This is a genomic window from Sphingorhabdus sp., assembly GCF_041737645.1.
Lineage (GTDB): Bacteria > Pseudomonadota > Alphaproteobacteria > Sphingomonadales > Sphingomonadaceae > Sphingorhabdus_B.
The window spans coordinates 49,550-65,636 of record NZ_JBGSRI010000035.1 but is presented as its reverse complement, the minus strand read 5'-3'; the positions used below and the strand labels follow the sequence as shown (position 1 = coordinate 65,636).

14 protein-coding genes are annotated in these 16,087 nt (G+C 54.1%); 8 read left to right on the top strand and 6 right to left on the bottom strand.

Going from position 1 to position 16,087, the window contains the following annotated elements:
- Window positions 1-18 precede the first annotated feature (18 nt).
- Together rlmN and ACEW72_RS05085 are read left to right on the top strand one after the other, a co-directional pair.
- On the top strand, window positions 19-1,260 hold the full coding sequence (rlmN, locus tag ACEW72_RS05090) for a 23S rRNA (adenine(2503)-C(2))-methyltransferase RlmN (protein WP_373475291.1): 1,242 nt from the start codon (window positions 19-21) through the stop codon (window positions 1,258-1,260).
- 102 nt (window positions 1,261-1,362) lie between these two features.
- Window positions 1,363-2,604 carry a class I SAM-dependent methyltransferase gene (locus ACEW72_RS05085; RefSeq protein WP_373475290.1) on the top strand — a complete coding sequence of 414 codons (1,242 nt, stop codon included), beginning with the start codon at window positions 1,363-1,365 and terminating at the stop codon, window positions 2,602-2,604.
- Here the strand turns inward: ACEW72_RS05085 and ACEW72_RS05080 are convergent.
- A complete protein-coding gene (locus ACEW72_RS05080) occupies window positions 2,601-3,374 on the bottom strand; it encodes a thioesterase family protein (protein WP_373475289.1) in 774 nt (257 codons plus the stop codon). The two genes, ACEW72_RS05085 and ACEW72_RS05080, sit on opposite strands and share 4 nt — an antisense overlap.
- A 72-nt stretch (window positions 3,375-3,446) precedes the next feature.
- On the opposite strand from ACEW72_RS05080, the gene ACEW72_RS05075 reads away from it, so the two are divergent.
- Window positions 3,447-4,523, top strand: coding sequence for an AraC family transcriptional regulator ligand-binding domain-containing protein (locus ACEW72_RS05075; protein WP_373475288.1), 1,077 nt, complete (start codon window positions 3,447-3,449; stop codon window positions 4,521-4,523).
- Between the two features lie 277 nt (window positions 4,524-4,800).
- Here the strand turns inward: ACEW72_RS05075 and ACEW72_RS05070 are convergent, their stop codons facing one another.
- The 5 genes from ACEW72_RS05070 to ACEW72_RS05050 are packed head-to-tail and all read right to left on the bottom strand — an operon-like array spanning window position 4,801 to window position 9,336.
- On the bottom strand, window positions 4,801-5,946 hold the full coding sequence (locus ACEW72_RS05070; protein ID WP_373475287.1) for an NADH:flavin oxidoreductase: 1,146 nt from the start codon (window positions 5,944-5,946) through the stop codon (window positions 4,801-4,803).
- On the bottom strand, window positions 5,946-6,749 hold the full coding sequence (locus ACEW72_RS05065; protein ID WP_373475286.1) for an alpha/beta fold hydrolase: 804 nt from the start codon (window positions 6,747-6,749) through the stop codon (window positions 5,946-5,948). Before ACEW72_RS05065 ends, ACEW72_RS05070 begins: the two co-directional genes overlap by 1 nt.
- An 8-nt stretch (window positions 6,750-6,757) precedes the next feature.
- Window positions 6,758-7,225 carry a nuclear transport factor 2 family protein gene (locus tag ACEW72_RS05060; RefSeq protein ID WP_373475285.1) on the bottom strand — a complete coding sequence of 156 codons (468 nt, stop codon included), beginning with the start codon at window positions 7,223-7,225 and terminating at the stop codon, window positions 6,758-6,760.
- A gap of 25 nt (window positions 7,226-7,250) precedes the next feature.
- Complete coding sequence (locus tag ACEW72_RS05055) at window positions 7,251-8,543, bottom strand: acyl-CoA dehydrogenase family protein (protein ID WP_373475284.1); 1,293 nt, start codon at window positions 8,541-8,543, stop codon at window positions 7,251-7,253.
- Between the two features lie 40 nt (window positions 8,544-8,583).
- On the bottom strand, window positions 8,584-9,336 hold the full coding sequence (locus tag ACEW72_RS05050) for an SDR family NAD(P)-dependent oxidoreductase (RefSeq protein WP_373475283.1): 753 nt from the start codon (window positions 9,334-9,336) through the stop codon (window positions 8,584-8,586).
- Between the two features lie 275 nt (window positions 9,337-9,611).
- Between ACEW72_RS05050 and ACEW72_RS05045 the strand changes: the two genes are divergently transcribed.
- From ACEW72_RS05045 to ACEW72_RS05025, 5 genes are read left to right on the top strand one after another with little or no spacing between them, the layout of a single operon-like run.
- The gene (locus ACEW72_RS05045; RefSeq protein ID WP_373475282.1) at window positions 9,612-11,870 is read left to right on the top strand and encodes a TonB-dependent receptor; all 2,259 of its coding nucleotides are present in this window, start codon (window positions 9,612-9,614) and stop codon (window positions 11,868-11,870) included.
- Window positions 11,871-11,881: 11 nt separating this feature from the next.
- Entirely contained in the window at window positions 11,882-12,616 is a 735-nt protein-coding gene (locus ACEW72_RS05040; RefSeq protein WP_373475281.1) for an SDR family NAD(P)-dependent oxidoreductase, read from the top strand.
- Window positions 12,604-13,635 (top strand): phosphotransferase family protein, encoded by a 1,032-nt coding sequence (locus ACEW72_RS05035; protein WP_373475280.1) that lies wholly within the window; start codon window positions 12,604-12,606, stop codon window positions 13,633-13,635. Before ACEW72_RS05040 ends, ACEW72_RS05035 begins: the two co-directional genes overlap by 13 nt.
- Complete coding sequence (locus tag ACEW72_RS05030; protein ID WP_373475279.1) at window positions 13,635-15,266, top strand: long-chain-fatty-acid--CoA ligase; 1,632 nt, start codon at window positions 13,635-13,637, stop codon at window positions 15,264-15,266. Before ACEW72_RS05035 ends, ACEW72_RS05030 begins: the two co-directional genes overlap by 1 nt.
- The gene (locus ACEW72_RS05025) at window positions 15,263-15,970 is read left to right on the top strand and encodes a TetR/AcrR family transcriptional regulator (RefSeq protein ID WP_373475278.1); all 708 of its coding nucleotides are present in this window, start codon (window positions 15,263-15,265) and stop codon (window positions 15,968-15,970) included. The genes ACEW72_RS05030 and ACEW72_RS05025 overlap by 4 nt, the downstream gene beginning before the upstream one ends.
- Window positions 15,971-16,087 lie beyond the last annotated feature (117 nt).

Sequence of the window (16,087 nt, the reverse complement as noted above, 5' to 3'; positions counted from 1 at the left end):
TCTATAGGCCCGCTTATAATGCAAATCCCCGGCCATATTGATCCTGTTGTAACTCCCCGAGCCATCACCCCGCGAGGCGATGGGCGTATTGATCTGATGGGGTTGAGCCATTTGCAGATCCGGCAATTGTTCGAAGAATCCCAGTTGGATGAAAAAGCAGCCAAGCTGAGGTCAAAGCAGGTGTTCCACTGGATATACCATCGAGGCGTGACATCGTTCGAGGTGATGACGGACATTGCCAAAACGATGCGGCCCTGGCTCACGGACCGCTTTGTCATCGGTCGCCCGGAGGTAGTCGAGGCGCAAGTGTCAACGGACGGAACGCGCAAATGGCTTTTGCGAACCGATGACGCGCAGGATTATGAAATGGTGTTCATTCCCGATGCCGATCGGGGAACCTTGTGTATTTCGAGCCAGATCGGATGCACGCTGAACTGCCGTTTTTGTCACACGGGAACCATGCGTCTGGTCCGCAATCTGACGCCGGGCGAAATTGTCGGGCAGGTTATGTTGGCGCGTGATGCGCTGGGTGAATGGCCCAAGGGGAATATGGCATCGATTGCAGACGACGATGAAGACGATGACGATGTAGGCCATTATTCCGCCGACGGACGGATGCTGACCAATATCGTGCTGATGGGGATGGGCGAACCGCTCTATAATTTCGACAATGTTCGCGACGCGATGAAGATCGTCATGCATGGCGATGGCCTTGGCCTGTCCAGGCGCCGGATTACGCTTTCGACCAGTGGCGTTGTGCCGATGATGGCGCGTGCAGGTGAGGAGATTAACGTCAACCTTGCGGTATCGCTCCACGCGGTGACAAAGGAAATCCGGGACGAGATCGTACCGATCAACCGCAAATACGGCATTGATGAATTGCTTCGTGCCTGTGCCGAGTATCCCGGCGTAAGCAACGCGCGGCGGATTACATTTGAATATGTGATGCTGAAAGACAAGAATGACAGCGATGAAGATGCGCGTGAACTGGTTAACCTTATCCGGCAATATAAACTGCCTGCCAAGGTTAACCTGATCCCGTTCAACCCTTGGCCCGGGGCGATTTACGAATGTTCTGACCCTGAACGCATCAAGCGCTTTTCAAACATTATATTCGAGGCAGGCATCAGTGCGCCCATCCGCACGCCTCGGGGTCGTGACATCATGGCCGCCTGTGGACAGCTGAAATCTTCAAGCGAGAAAAAAAGCCGCGCTGAACTCGACCGGTTAGCTGAGGAAAAGCAGGCGGCTTTGGGTTGATCGGTCATCGCAAATATATTTAACAGATACTCACCATTTCGTTGTAACAACTGTAACAGAACAGTCGAAATAATGGGCAACTAAACTACGGGGAGTTGCTGGATGTCGATTCTGGACCGCATTTTGCGGGGTAAAATAAGATATGGCCGTTTGACGATCATATCCCATGACGGCGAAACCAGTCATTATGGTGAACGTGTCGCGGGCTGGCCGGATGTTACCTTGCGCCTGCAATCATCCTCTGCGGTACGCCGGATTTTATTGAACCCCCGGCTGGGCATGGGCGAATCCTATATGGACGGCGGTGTGAGCGTTGATGATGACGACATCATGGGCTTTGTTGAACTCATCCGGCGCAACAATCCTTGGGAAAATGGCGGCGAGATTGGCGATCCCAAACCGCTGCGGAAATTATTGGGACAAATCTTGAGTCCGTTGACGCAGCTCAATTCGCTGGCCAATTCAAAATCAAATGTGGCGCATCATTATGATGTTTCAAACGATTTTTACCAAATGTGGCTTGATGAAGACATGCAATATAGCTGTGCCTATTGGTCCGAAGCTGATGCTACGCTTGACCAGGCACAAATGGCAAAAAAGGCGCATATCGCTGCAAAATTGGCTTTGGAACCGGGGCAAAAAATACTCGACATTGGCTGCGGTTGGGGCGGAATGGCGCTTTATCTTAACCGCGTGGCCGATGTCGAAGTTTTGGGGATAACCTTAAGCGAGGAACAGCTGAAACTTGCACGCGAACGCGCAGAGGCGGCCGGTGTTTCTGACAAGGTACATTTCGAACTTCTTGATTACCGTGTGCTGGCAAAAAGGGCGCCGGGCTATTTTGACCGGATCGTCTCGGTTGGAATGTTCGAACATGTCGGCGTGCCGCAATTCGACACCTTTTTTCGCGCTTGTGCTAATCTTTTGAAAGATGACGGCGTGATGTTGCTGCATACGATTGGGCGGTTAGGCAAACCCGGCAGCACGGATGCGTTCACCCGCAAATATATCTTTCCGGGCGGCTATATCCCCGCGCTGTCCGAAACCCTTGCCGCGAGCGAAAAAGTGAAGCTGATCCACAGCGATATTGAAAATTTGCGCCTGCATTATGCAATGACGTTGCGCGAATGGTATGCTCGCGTGCGTGCGAACCGCGACGATATCATCACTCAATATGGGGAACGATTTTACCGAATGTGGATATTCTATCTGGCCGGAGCAACCGCTGCGTTCGAATGGGGCGGGATGTGCAATTACCAGATCCAATATATCCGCAATCGCCGCAGCCTGCCGATTACCCGGGATTATATCGGTGAAGCCGAATGCCAATCATCCAAGATCTAAACGAAAATCGCGACGGACTGCATTCCGGTTAAAACCGGCACTCCCTCGCTGTTATATGTCGTCATATACTGGCTGCTTGCGCCGTTGGCGGCATGGTGCGTTTCGCTGGTCAAGTACCACCAGCCATCCTTGGTTGCGGGCGCATCGGTCAGCATGTTAATTTGCCAGTTCATTGAACTCACCATGCCTTTTTCGGTCATCAAGCCCATCGCCGATGGCGGCAAGGCATCGCCGATGCAAATCAACTCGGCAATATGGTCGAGGCCGTCATGCTCGGTAAAACGGTGCCAACTGGCCAGGCGGTTTGTTGCCATTCCCAATTCCAACCGCTTGTCCGGATATTGCATATTGCCTGTGAAAAATTCTGGCGGACCGCTGCGTGCCGTATCGGGCGTTGGAACCAGCGGGAGCTTGGGCCTTGGCAACCCTTCATAATCCAGATGACTGTGCCGCCGGTTCATGAAGATGAATGTACACGACAGGCCAACGCCGTCTGATCCAACGATTTCCGATTTGACGAATGCGGTATTTTTGCCCCGCCGCAAAACTTTCGCGGTGACTTCAACCTGATTGGCAAGCGGTCCGACAAACGCGATTTGCGCGGATTGCAACGGGGGCAAATCCTCACTCGTGAGTTTGGCCGCCTGATACGCCAAAACCGAACTTAACCCGCCATAAGACGTCCGCCCCTGATGCCATGTCGGCGGTATCGCAATGCTATGTGTTGCTGCGCCCGGTTCAAATTGGGCAAGTATAGATGCAAGGTTCATTCGCACGGCTTAGCGCCAGATTTTGGACGCCGCAACCCGCTGGAAATTCCCGCTTGCCATCGCCTTCCCGGCGTGTTGAAGCTTTCCCTTACGTCATACAGGAGCAATGGGATCTACAGGTGGGTCAACAGTTTTTCGCAAAATGGCGCAGTTATCGTTCCCGATACAATTGCTGCCAATTTGCTTGTCCGGATTTTGCGTGCTGCCGAAGCGGAGGGTGGCGACAGGCGGGTCATGCTGGCTGCGGTCGGCCTGGACGAAGCGCATTTGCGAAACCCCCTCAATCGGCTCGCCGCCCCTTTGGCCTTGCGCTTTTTCAAAATGCTGGAGCAGTATTTCAAGGACCCGGCAATCAGCTTGCGTATTGGCGAGCGAGCGTCGATGCAGAATTTTTCCGACTTTGGATATGCTACCCGATTAGAGGCGAACCTTGCATCGGTAATCGAGGCCAATGTCCGCATTCAGATGTTACGCCAGTCGATGTTCCGGACTATTTTTGAACCGACGGGAAAGCCGCCATTTCTGTTGTGGGAATGTCACCCTGATTTTATCAACCCATATGCGCCGCTTATCGAATTTTCCGTTGCAACTTACACCCGTCTTTCGCGTCAGATATTGGGAGAAGCGCCGAGTTTGCGCGCGGTCCATTTTCAACACAAAGCTCGGTTCCATATTTCGAAATATGAGGCTGTTTTCGGCTGTCCGGTGGAATTCTCCAAACCGGAAACACGTCTTGAAATCGCGGCGCGTCAGGTGTTTAGGCCATCCGCGTTGGCAAATCCGGAACTTTTTAATGCGGCATCGGTACGTTTCGAACAACCGGCGAAATGGATGGCGCAAGGCAAGCCTGATCTCGCTTATAGCTATTTTTATTTATCTAGTGAAATGGACAAATCCCCTCCGAAACTGGACCGGATGGCCAAGTCTTTTGGAATGACCGAGCGAACTTTGCGGCGCAATTTGGTAAGCCAAGGCCTTCCGTTCCGGGAACTCCTTGATCGCGTTCGTCAGGACTTATGCAGATTATATTTCATGGAAGACAGCCGATCGCTTAGCGAAATAGCGTTATTGCTCGGCTACAGCGACCTAAGCGCTTTTTCCCGAGCCTACAAACGCTGGTTCGGAGTCCCGCCTAGTTCGGCGGAATGAAATTAAGAAAATGGTGGTGTGCGCAGTCCTGACCTAACGCGCTTCCGGTGCCACACGCGCCTGAATGCCTCCATTGTTGGGGTCCATAACATCGCCAAAACGCACTGAACTGGCGCCTATTCCGCCGCTGATGAAATGATCGATTTGACTCGTATTTGTTTCTTCCTTTAGCAAAACGGCATTCCGGATGATTAGTGCTCCGAGCGCCATTGCCCACTGACGATAGTTAACACTGGCGCCTTCGTGTCGTCGTCCCCGCGGAACTTCGAATATCGGATTATGAATGCTCGTAATGCTTAAGCGCTATATCGCGATTATAGGGGGTTAGTTCGTCAATGCGTCGCTGCTCCACCTTTTCTAGCCAGTTAGGATCCGCAAGAAGAACCCGACCCAGTGCAACGAGATCAAACTCATCACGCTCGAACATCGCCACAAGATCTTCCAATCGACCCAGCATCGGAGATGAAACACCTTCGACAAAATCCTGCATCAAATCCCGGTCCATGCCGATCGATCCTACTGTGATTACCGGCTTGCCCGTAACTTCCTTAATCCAACCACCAAGATTTTTTTGATCACCCTCAAACTCTGGTTCCCAGAAGCGGCGCTGAGAAGCATGGAAAATATCCACCCCGGCGCGGGCCAGCGGGTCGAGCCAGCGGTGCAGCTCGTCTGGGTTGGCCGCCAGTTTTACATCATAGTCATAGGTTTTCCATTGCGAGACCCGCAGGATAATAGCAAAATCGTCCCCTACTGCTGCCCGGCAGGCGGCCACGACCTCGGCCGCGAATGTCGCGCGGTCCGCAATGTCGACCCCGCCATAGCGATCGTTACGTAGGTTGGTCCGGTCCCAAAAGAACTGATCAAAGATATACCCATGGGCCCCGTGCAATTCGATTGCGTCACACCCCATCTCCTTTGCAAAGCGGGCAGATTTTGCAAAGGCGGCGACAGTATTATCAATATCCTGCTGGGTCATGGCGCGCCCACCCTCGACGTCCGGCCCGGCGAAGCCCGACGGACTTACCAGCGGAGCGTGAGGTGAATCAGGGAAGTTAAAATCTATACAGCCGCCGACGTGCCACAATTGCGGGACAAACATCCCACCTTCTGCGTGGACGGCATCAACTGCTCCCTTCCATCCGGCTAGCGGTTCGTCGCCATCAAATAGCGGCACTGAATCTGCGGCAACGGCGTGGTCAATAGCCACTCCTGTCCCCTCGGTGATGATCGTACCGATCCCAGCAGCGGCACGGCGGCGATAATATTCTGCCCCGTCGTCTCCAAGTACGCCCCCGGGAGCAAAATAGCGGGACATTGGGGCCATGCAGAAACGGTTAGGGGCTTTCAGCGACTTACACTCGAATGGTGCATGCAGCGGAGCGAGCAAGGCGGCTAAATCGTCAAGTGGTGCAGTAGACATCAGGCTAAATTCCTTAAAAATGCCAGCAATGCCTCATTATAGGCAGAGGGGCTCTCGAGCTGGGGGGAATGTCCGGTGTCCATTGTTAGCAGCGTGCCATTCGCAGCGCAGTTTGCAGCATAGCCTGCAATCGCAGGGTCAGCGATTGTATCTCTTGCGCCGCCAATCGACAGGACGGGGAAAGTAAAGGATGCCAGCAGTTCACGCTGGTCGAGCGTTGCAAGACCGGCAAGTGTTTCGCTCGCGCGCGGCGCAGTTGCCAAGAACCCCCGCTCGACCCAGCCGATCATTGCCTCGCTTGCGCCTTCACCCGATGCGCCTTCAGCCAGCGCTCGGAAAAAGCCGGGGCGGTCGGCGGTAATGGCGCCCGCAATCGCGAGAACGTCCTCAGGCATGCCGCCGTGAGGAAACCCGTCGCCCTGTACATAGCGTGGCGATGCCCCGCAGGTCAGGATGAGTCCTGCCACACGGTTACCGAGCAATGCGGCAGTTGCAACAGCCACGGCGCCGCCCAAGGACCACCCATTTAACACAACGCGCTGTAAATCGCAGCGCTCGATGATCGCAGCAACATCACCGGCGATCGCAGCGATCGACATGTCGGTAAAATCCCTGTCGGAACGACCGCAGCCGCGGTGATCAATAACTATGGCGCTGTGGCCCTCAGCTAGGAGCGCCTCCACTGCCGAAGCCCAATAATCTCCAGACATGCCCCAGCCGTGAATCAGCACGACCGGCATTCCGGGCGCACGGTGGTGCTCGAAGTAAACGCGGCCGCCACTATCAGTTTCAAAATACGCCATAAAAGCTCCTAAGCAGGCGGCGACAGTGTGACGCCGGGAAGCGGATTGAAGTGGTGCATCTTCACCTTGCGGTGCGCGATCTTCCAGACACCTTCTTTTCTTTCGAATGTATCGAAATATGTCGCACTGACGGTTTGCGCCTGACCATCGGACGTAGTGCCAATGCAGTCAACGTCACACAGGCCGGTCGCGCGGTCATCTTCTTCAAAGGAAATGACGAGGTTGGTGGTGAAGTGACTGGATGCAAGCCAAGCTTCCCACAAAATATCTTTGGTGACATGCGCAATGCCTTCAACGCCTTCAAAACTGCCAAAGGGCGGGCCGATGTCCCAGATTGCATCAGGCCACCATATCGCACTGAAGCGTTCCCAGTCTCGCTTGTCGAAGCCGTGGCAATAATCGCTAACCAGATCGTGCATCGCGAACCGGCTCTCAACACGATCTAAGCGTTGTTCGATGCTAGAGATCTCTTTCATATCAAATTCCTTGATGTATCGCGCATCAGTCAAGGTATGCGGCGAATTTCTCGCGGGCGGCGGCGAGACGGGCTGGCACGTGATAGCTCGGGAAAGGCCCGGCGAACGGCTGAACATCTCTCAATATGTCCTTCGCTACGCCGATTTTGTGGACCTCGGTCGGTCCATCGACAATTCCCATTTCCGGCACATATTGCCACATATCCATCAGCGGGGTTTCGTTCGACATGCCGAGCGAACCGTGGAGATGCAGCGCGCGATATACGACGTCTTTGAGTACGCCGGGCATCGCGGCTTTGATTGCGCTGATTTCGCGTCTCACTGGACGCGTATAGGCCTGATCCCGGTCGAGCAGCCAGGCGGCATAGAGGACATGTAGCCGAAATTGCAGGATCTGTGTGTAGCTGTCGGCGATTTTCTCCTGGACCATCTGCTTGTCGGCCAGACGTTCGCCCTTGGTGGTACGACTGACGACTCGCTCCGTCATATATTCCATAGCTTTATTCAGCATTCCGACAGTCCGCATTGCGTGATGGATACGACCGCCGCCGAGGCGCGACTGAGCTACCTTAAAACCGCTGCCGATTGGACCAAGGTGACTCGCCTCAGGCACTCGGCAGTTAGTAAAACGAAGATAGCCGTGGACCCCACTGCCAATCTCATCCTTTGGACCAACTGCAGTATTTCTTATGATTTCGAGTCCCGGAGTATCATGCGGGACGATTAACATCGTCGATCCCTCATGCACCGGAACATTAGGGTCAGTGATCACCATGACAATAAGGAATTCAGCAATGCAAGCGTGGCTCGCATACCATTTCTCGCCCTCGATTACCCATTCGCCTGCATCTAGATGCGCCTTGCAGGTGAACTCACCGGGATCAGCCCCAGCCTGCGGCTCGGTCATCGAATAGCATGAAACAATCTCACCATCGAGCAGCGGCTGGAGATATTTAGCCTTCTGATCGGGAGTGCCAAAACGCGCGAGTATCTCAGCATTACCTGTGTCAGGCGCTTGGGTGCCAAAAACGGTAGGCGCAAACCGGCTGCGGCCCAGGATTTCGTTCATCAGTCCAAGCTTCAGTTGACCAAGGCCTCTTCCGCCGAGTTCGGGGCCAAGATGGCATGCCCAAAGGCCGCGTTTTTTGACCTCCTCCTTAAGCGGTGCCATGATACGCGCGGCCCGCGCCCGTGGGTCAACGTGCGCCCCAGGATCGCGAAAAACCAGATCCAGTGGTTCTATCTCCTCGGCAACAAACCCACGCATCCATTCCAGCTGCTGTTCAAATTCGGGCTCGGTTGAAAAATCCCATGCCATCAGTAAATAGTCTCCTTGCTTTGCTGTTGCCAAGCCATACTCATTTCCCGGCGTACCATGCACCATCGACCCATAGTTCCGCGCCAGACACATATTTTGCTTCGTCAGAAGCAAGATAAAGGCTGGCGTAGGCGACATCCATCGGATCACCGACGGTACCCATCGGTATAGATGCCTTAATAGCTTCGTTCTGTTCAGGAGTGATGTCGCCGAGGATCGGGGTCATGATCTGGCCTGGGAAAATTGTGTTAACACGAATACCCTGCCTTGCGAATTCCAGCGCTGCGGCTTTGCCCATCACGCGTACCGCTGCCTTTGAGGCGTGATATGAGATGGCAGCGGGGCTGCCGATCAGGCCGAAGAGCGAACTGATATTGACTATTGAACTGTTGCCCGATGAAAGCAACGCCCCTGTTGCTGCTTTCATACCCAAAAACACGCCTGTCTGGTTAATCGCAATCATGCGGTCCCAGCCCTGCTTGGTTTCATCGACAATTCCGCCAGGATGGAAGATACCGGCATTGTTAACGAGCGTCGTCAACTTCCCAAAACGCGCAACGGCGTGAGCTACAGCTGCGTCCCAGCTTTCGGCGTCGGTCACATCAAGGGAGATAAATGCGGCTTGCCCGCCTTCGCTTTTGATCGCGGCCACGACAGCGTTGCCTTTTTCCTGCTGCACGTCACCCACCAAAACCGATGCGCCTTCGCGGGCGTAAAGGATTGCCTGCGCTTCGCCTAGTCCGCTCGCGCCACCCGAGATCAGTGCCGTTTTACCGGCCAGTCGATCTGCCATTTTGCTCTCTCCCATTGGCCAATTTCTTTGGTTATTCTTGTTGCATAGTTACTAGATGAGAACAAGCAAGAATGTAGGCGTCCTAAAATGGATGTAATATTTATATTAAAATACAGAGTGATAGTAAGTATTCCGGACACAAAAATGCGGCCACTAATAAAATTTGCTTGTCGATAGCAAGCAAGTGAGGCATTCTGAAATTGGAGCGTAAACCGCGACATCCGCATAGGGTATAGCGAGCAAAACATACGCCGACTTTGGGAGGAGGAATGTTCATGACAAATCGTGTAAAAATCGCCCTAATGCTGACGACCGCTGCGATGATAATATATCCCGCGTCGGAAGCCAGTGCGCAAGAATCAAGCATGGCGCCGGAGGCGGAATCGGGGGGTCTTGAAGAGATTATTGTAACCGCCCGCAAGCGCGACGAAAACATTCAGGATGTGCCTGCATCAATAAGCGCGTTATCGGCAGGCGAACTAGATAGGCGTTTCGACTCTGATGTGCGTGACTTTGCGGACTCGTCGCCCAACATCGTTATCGACGATACACAACAAGGGCCAGGCGGAGTTGCCGCAATTTATATCCGCGGCATCGGCGTCGCGGATGTCGAGAAATCAGTCGATCCGGCAGTTGGCGTGGTGTTTGACGATGTTTACATCGGACAAAGCTCCGGCAGCTTGCTTAAAGCGATCGACATCGATCGCGTCGAGGTGTTGCGCGGACCGCAAGGAACGCTATTCGGACGCAATGCCACCGGCGGCGTCATCAACCTCGCTCGCTCGCGACCGACTTATGACTTTACTGGAAAGGCGCGCGCGACCTACAGCCGGTTCGATACCTTGAAAATCGAAGGCGTTGCGAGCACCGGAATTTCCGAAAACGTGGCGGTCAAAGTCAGCGGGGCTTATGAGAAGTCCGACGGGTATATTTTTAACAGTTTCTACAATCAGCCCGGGCAACGGTCCGAATTTTACGCAGTTGCCGGCGCATTGTTATTCGAGCCAACCGACAACCTCGACATCCAGATTAGCTACGATCATCAGAAGACCAAACAGGATCCGCCACAACTACTTGCGGTAAATCGACCGACTGATCTTTTCTGCGTCGCTTACGCACAGTGCTCGCCCTCTCCGGGCGTACCGACATCGGGTGATCGCTACACGAGCGTCTCCGACGGACGGCTCGAGAAAAATGCTACTTTTAAGCTCGACATGGCGATCGCCAAAGCGACCTATGACGTCGGATCCGATATGCAGCTAGATTATATTCTTGGCTGGCTAAAAACGGACGAAACAATCACGCAGGACTTCGACGCCTCGCCATTTACGTTATATCACACTGACCGGCCGGCACGCTGGCGGCAGACCACCAACGAGTTGCGCCTGACTAAGGGTGGATCCGGTCCAGTGACCTTTGTTCTGGGCGCTTATTTGTGGGATTCGCAGTATACGATCAATCTAAAGAACTATATCGGCTTCGCAGGACCACCTCTGCTTACCAGTGCACAAGATGTCACCCAGACCAACAAGTCATGGGCGATCTACGGTGAAGGCGACTATGAACTCACTGATAAGCTTATACTAACGCTTGGTGCACGCTACACGAAGGATAAGAAGTCCAGTATCGTCAATGACTTGCCAGTCTTCATTTATGGGACTTTGGTCGAAGCAAGCCCAGTTGCCACGCTTCCCGGAAATATCGTGATGGCAAATCCGGTCAAGGCAAGCTGGAAGAAGTTCACGCCTCGAGTTTCGCTCCGGTACGAACTTTCCGATGACGCGATGGTCTATGGCTTGTGGTCACGTGGCTATCGTGGAGGTGGGTTTAACGGGCGTCCTGCAACAATTGGTGCTGCCACGATTCCATATGATCCGGAAACGCTCGACAATTACGAAGTCGGTTTCAAAGCTGAATTCGCAGACAGCCGGGTTCGACTGAACGGCGCGGCTTTTATAATGAAATATAAAGACATGCAGCAGGATCTTGATGTACCAGCACCAGGCACGTCAACGGGCCGCGAAAACCGCACAATCAATGCAGCTTCGGCGGAGTTCAAGGGTTTTGAACTTGATTTGACCGCAAAGCTATCTGATGGTCTCACGCTTAATGGAAATCTTGGCTATCTCGATGCTAAATATAAGGACTTTTTTGGTGACATCTTCAGTACAGGTACTCCTGTGGATGCCTCGTTCCTGAAGATCCGTCGCGCGCCGAAATGGACGGGGAGCCTCGGTGGGACATATGAGGCCAGCATCGGTAACGATGCATCGGCTTGGATTTCAGGTGACGTCCATTACATAGGCGGGCACGAAATCACCTTCCTCAACAATCCCAACCTGCGCAACGGCGGGCAGTTCCTGGTCGACGCATCTATCAACGCACGATTTAACAAGACAACAATTAGCTTGTTCGGCAAGAATCTGGCTAACGAAAAGGGCTGGACGATCGGCTACGACGTGCAGGGTATCTGGAGCTATGCTGCACCCCGTCCAAGTCGGACATGGGGCGTCGCCGTAACTCAATCGTTCTGAGCAGGACTGTAATGACGAAGCAGTCAATGCTTGAGACGCGGAGATGGGTAGTAACTGGCGCATCGCGAGGCCTTGGCTTAGCGATCGCCAGGCTCGCCGCGAGCAATGGGGATCGAGTTGCCCTCTTTGCGCGCGGTGAGAATGTTTTGAATGAAGCCCAGATAATTGGTGATAATGCTATAGGCTTGATCGCCGATGTAACCGATCCGTCGTCCTTAGCGGAAGCCTGTGAGCAGGTTGCCGAGCGTTGGGGCGGCATTGATGTCCTTGTCAACAATGCGGGCCTGCATCGCGGCGGGCTAATTGGTTCTCTCCCCCAGGATGATTGGCAAGCCGTTATCGATACCAACCTTTCCGGCCCTCTCAACTGCGTACGGGCCACCTTGCCATATATGAGTGAAGGAGGATCGATCGTTAATATCGGTGCCGTCGTCGGCCTTCGCGGCTTTGCCGGCGATGCTGCTTATGGCGCGTCAAAAGCCGGACTGGCTGGACTCACACAGGTATTGGCCGTTGAACTTGCGCGTCGCGGCGTCCGCGTTAATCTCGTAATCCCTGGCATGGTTTCGACCGAAATGACGGCGGGAATATCGGCGCGTGCCAAAGCGAAACTCGTAGAAAGTATTCCACTTGGTCGCGAAGGTACGGCCGACGAACTGGCCAATGTCGTCTGGTGGGTGGCAGGATCGCCATATATGACTGGTTCAACAATCTCCAACGATGGTGGGTTGCTGTGCCGACTGTAAACGATCCGGCCGAGCGGTTCTGCCGCTGGTTGGAAGGGAATGCGGGATTTACTGAAGCGCGAATCGCTCGCAGGCTTACGGGGGGTAACGCCAATGTTACCAGCCTTGTCGAAACCGCGAGCGGTCCGCTGGTGCTTCGCCATCCGCCCACAAATACGGTATCTGACCTTGCCGGTGCCGGTATCGCGCGCGAATTTCGTTTCATCTCGGCTATTGCAGGCAATGCGCCGGTTGCCGAACCCATATTGTATTGCGACGATGTGGATGTACTTGGCGCCCCATTTTCTCTCACGCGCTTCGTGCCGGGAACGGCAATTACTGACACTCTGCCGCCCGCTTATTCTAACAGTATCGCAACTATTGATGCTGTCGGTATTGCACTGATAGATGCCCTCGCCAAAGTACATGCGATTACGCCCGTTCCTGAAGGGCTGGGGGATGTAACGAAGGCGCGGAATTTTGTAGCCCGCCAGATAGAACGATGGCGTGCGGTGCGAATAGCTACCAAGGTTCGCGATCTGCCGCTTATCGAAGTGCTCGGATCTTGGCTCGCTGAAAACGTTCCAGAGCCCGAGACCGTGCGGATCGTCCACTGCGACTATCACCTCGACAATGTGTTAATGGACCCCAACGAGCCAAAAGTCAGGGCAATACTAGATTGGGAAATGGCAACGCTGGCCGATCCACTTGTCGACGTCGGGCTCGTCACCGCAATGTGGAATCGCGATGAAAGGCTGCCCCTTGGCTTCGCTTTTGTGCAGCGCGTTTCGAATGTTGATGGAGTGATCGGGAGCGGTGAATTGGCGCAGCGCTGGGCAAATTCAACAGGGCTTTCAATCGAACATCTTTTTTACTTTCAAGCTTTTGCGCTATGGCGTCTCGCCGTGATCGTCGAGGGCGCCTACGTATTGTTTCGCAATGATCAAGTAGACGGACCTTATGAACGCGGCCTTGAGCACGATGTGCCGGCATTACTCGATGCAGCCCAGCGCATTGCGCAGGTAAAGGGCATGGCTTGATGGACGCCACGATGATGCACGAACCGCTCGGTACCGCGGCAATTTTTGCCCACGGCGAACGCATTCATGCTTCGAGCCGCATCGGCCTGTTCGACGGGGATCAGATGACTTGGCGCAGCTATGCCGAGACGGCCAATCGCGCGCGCCGCCTTGCAACAGCGTTGCGTTTGGCGGGCGTGGATAAGAATACGCGTGTTGCGACGTTAAGCTGGAATGATTTTGCCCATTTCGAAGCGTATCTTGCCGTGCCGGCGATGGGCGCTGTGCTTCATACGCTCAACCTGCGGCTACATCCCGATCAGCTCCGCTACATCATGGCCGATGCCGGTGACGCTTTTCTGATTGCCGACGGCGAGCTGCTTTCCGGCCTCTTGCCACAGATCAATTCGCTCGAAGAACTTAAACACATCATCGTTACCGGCAATGCCGTCGGGCTTACGGGACTTGAAAAGCCATGGACGCTCTACGAGGAATTTATCGCCGACTGTGAGCCGATTGTCGAATTCCCCGATACTGAAGAGACCGCAGCCGCCGCTACCTGTTACACGTCCGGAACAACGGGTAATCCGAAAGGTGTCGTATATTCGCATCGCACGATATACCTGCATAGTCTGGCATCGATGGCCGCAAACGCCTTTGCCCTAAGCAACAGCGATAAAATTTTGCTGCTGCCGCCTATGTTCCATGCCAATGCTTGGGGATTGCCTTATTCGGGCTGGCTCGCGGGCGCAGATTTCGTGCTTCCAGGTCCTAACCTGCAGCCCGAAGCGATCCGCCGGATGATCCGCGGAACAGCGCCTACATTTACCGCCACCGTGCCAACCATCTTAAACGACCTGCTCCGCATAGATGCCAAAGATCCGATCGATATGGGAAGCTTTCGCATTATCGTGGTGGGTGGATCGGCAGTTTCCGAAGGTCTAATCGCTGAGGTCGAGCGAAGCTGGAATGTGCCGCTTATCCAAGGTTGGGGAATGACGGAAACTAGCCCACTTTGCGTTCTGTCTCATCCCGCTGCCGACGCATCGGACGCAGAAGGGCGTCGCTTGCGAGCGAAAAGCGGACGTCCTGTCGCCGGAGTTCGCGCGCGGTTGGTCGACGACGAGGGCAGGCAGCTCAGCGAAGATGGCAAAACCATCGGGCGCTTACAACTGCGTGGCCCATGGATTGCGCGGGGCTATCACGGCGTTGCTTCAGGTAGTGAGTTAACCGAGGACGGATGGCTCGACACCGGCGATGCAGGGACGATTGATGCGCGCGGATATGTGCAGGTGACAGACCGGCTAAAGGATTTGATAAAATCAGGCGGTGAGTGGATTCCCTCTGCGGAACTCGAAAATCATATATCGAGCTTGCACGGTGTTGACTTGGCCGCAGTAATCGCGGTGGCCGACCCGCGTTGGGAAGAGCGGCCATTAGCGATTGTTACGACACGAGATGGCGAACGGCCCGATTTTCCAGAACTGCGACACGCCTTGCAGGTTCGAGTTGCGCGCTTCTGGATACCAGAATACTGGGCACATGTTGATACTCTACCGCTGACAAGTGTTGGCAAGATTGACAAACAGGCCCTTCGGGAGGCAATTGCGACTGGCAAGACCAAGTTTGAAAAGATTGAGAACAATCCATGAATGTACTACCCACGATGAAGGGCAAGGCTTCTCTTCGCGAGGTAAAGGAGGTCCCACAAACTGCTCTGCATAAGGCACGCGCCAGACCGCGCGTCAGTCGACGCACGCAAGCGGAACGAACGGCCCTGTCTGATGCCCGGATGTTCGATGCAGCCATGCAATTGATAGTCGAGCAAGGTACACATGCAACAACGCTGAAGGCTGTCGGCGAGCGCGCCGGCTATTCTCGGGGCCTGGCATCTAGCCGCTTCGGTTCGAAGGACGCGCTTTTCGGCCAGCTTGTTCTACACTTCAATACGAGCTGGACCCAGGAACTAGCTAACCAGGTCGGTACACGTGGTGGCGTACAAGCGTGTCTAGCCGCTTTGCGCGCCGTCGAAGAATTTCTCTCGAGCCACTCGAGATACATGCAGGCCATGTACATCCTGTGGTTTGAGTCGATCAGCACGCCCAACGATGTACGCGATCATCTTGCAGCATATCACAAGATTTATCGCGCCGACGTCGCACACTGGGTCGAAGAAGGCATCGCCAACGGCGAGATCGACGAATTAGTAGATGCCGAATGCTATGCTTTTGGTTTCTGCAGTTTCATCTTCGGAACTATTTATCAGTGGCTGGTTGCACCCGACAGCGTCGACCTGCCAAAGCAATTCGAAGCCTTTCGTCACTCCACCGCGAAAACGTTTGGGATCGATTACTGAGTCGTTCAGTTTTCTCTGTATAATATATAAATAACAGTACTTTAGACTTAACCTTTTGAGCTTGATTTTTCATTTGCTAGACGCTAGCAAATAAATGAAAGAGATGCCTATAGAGGC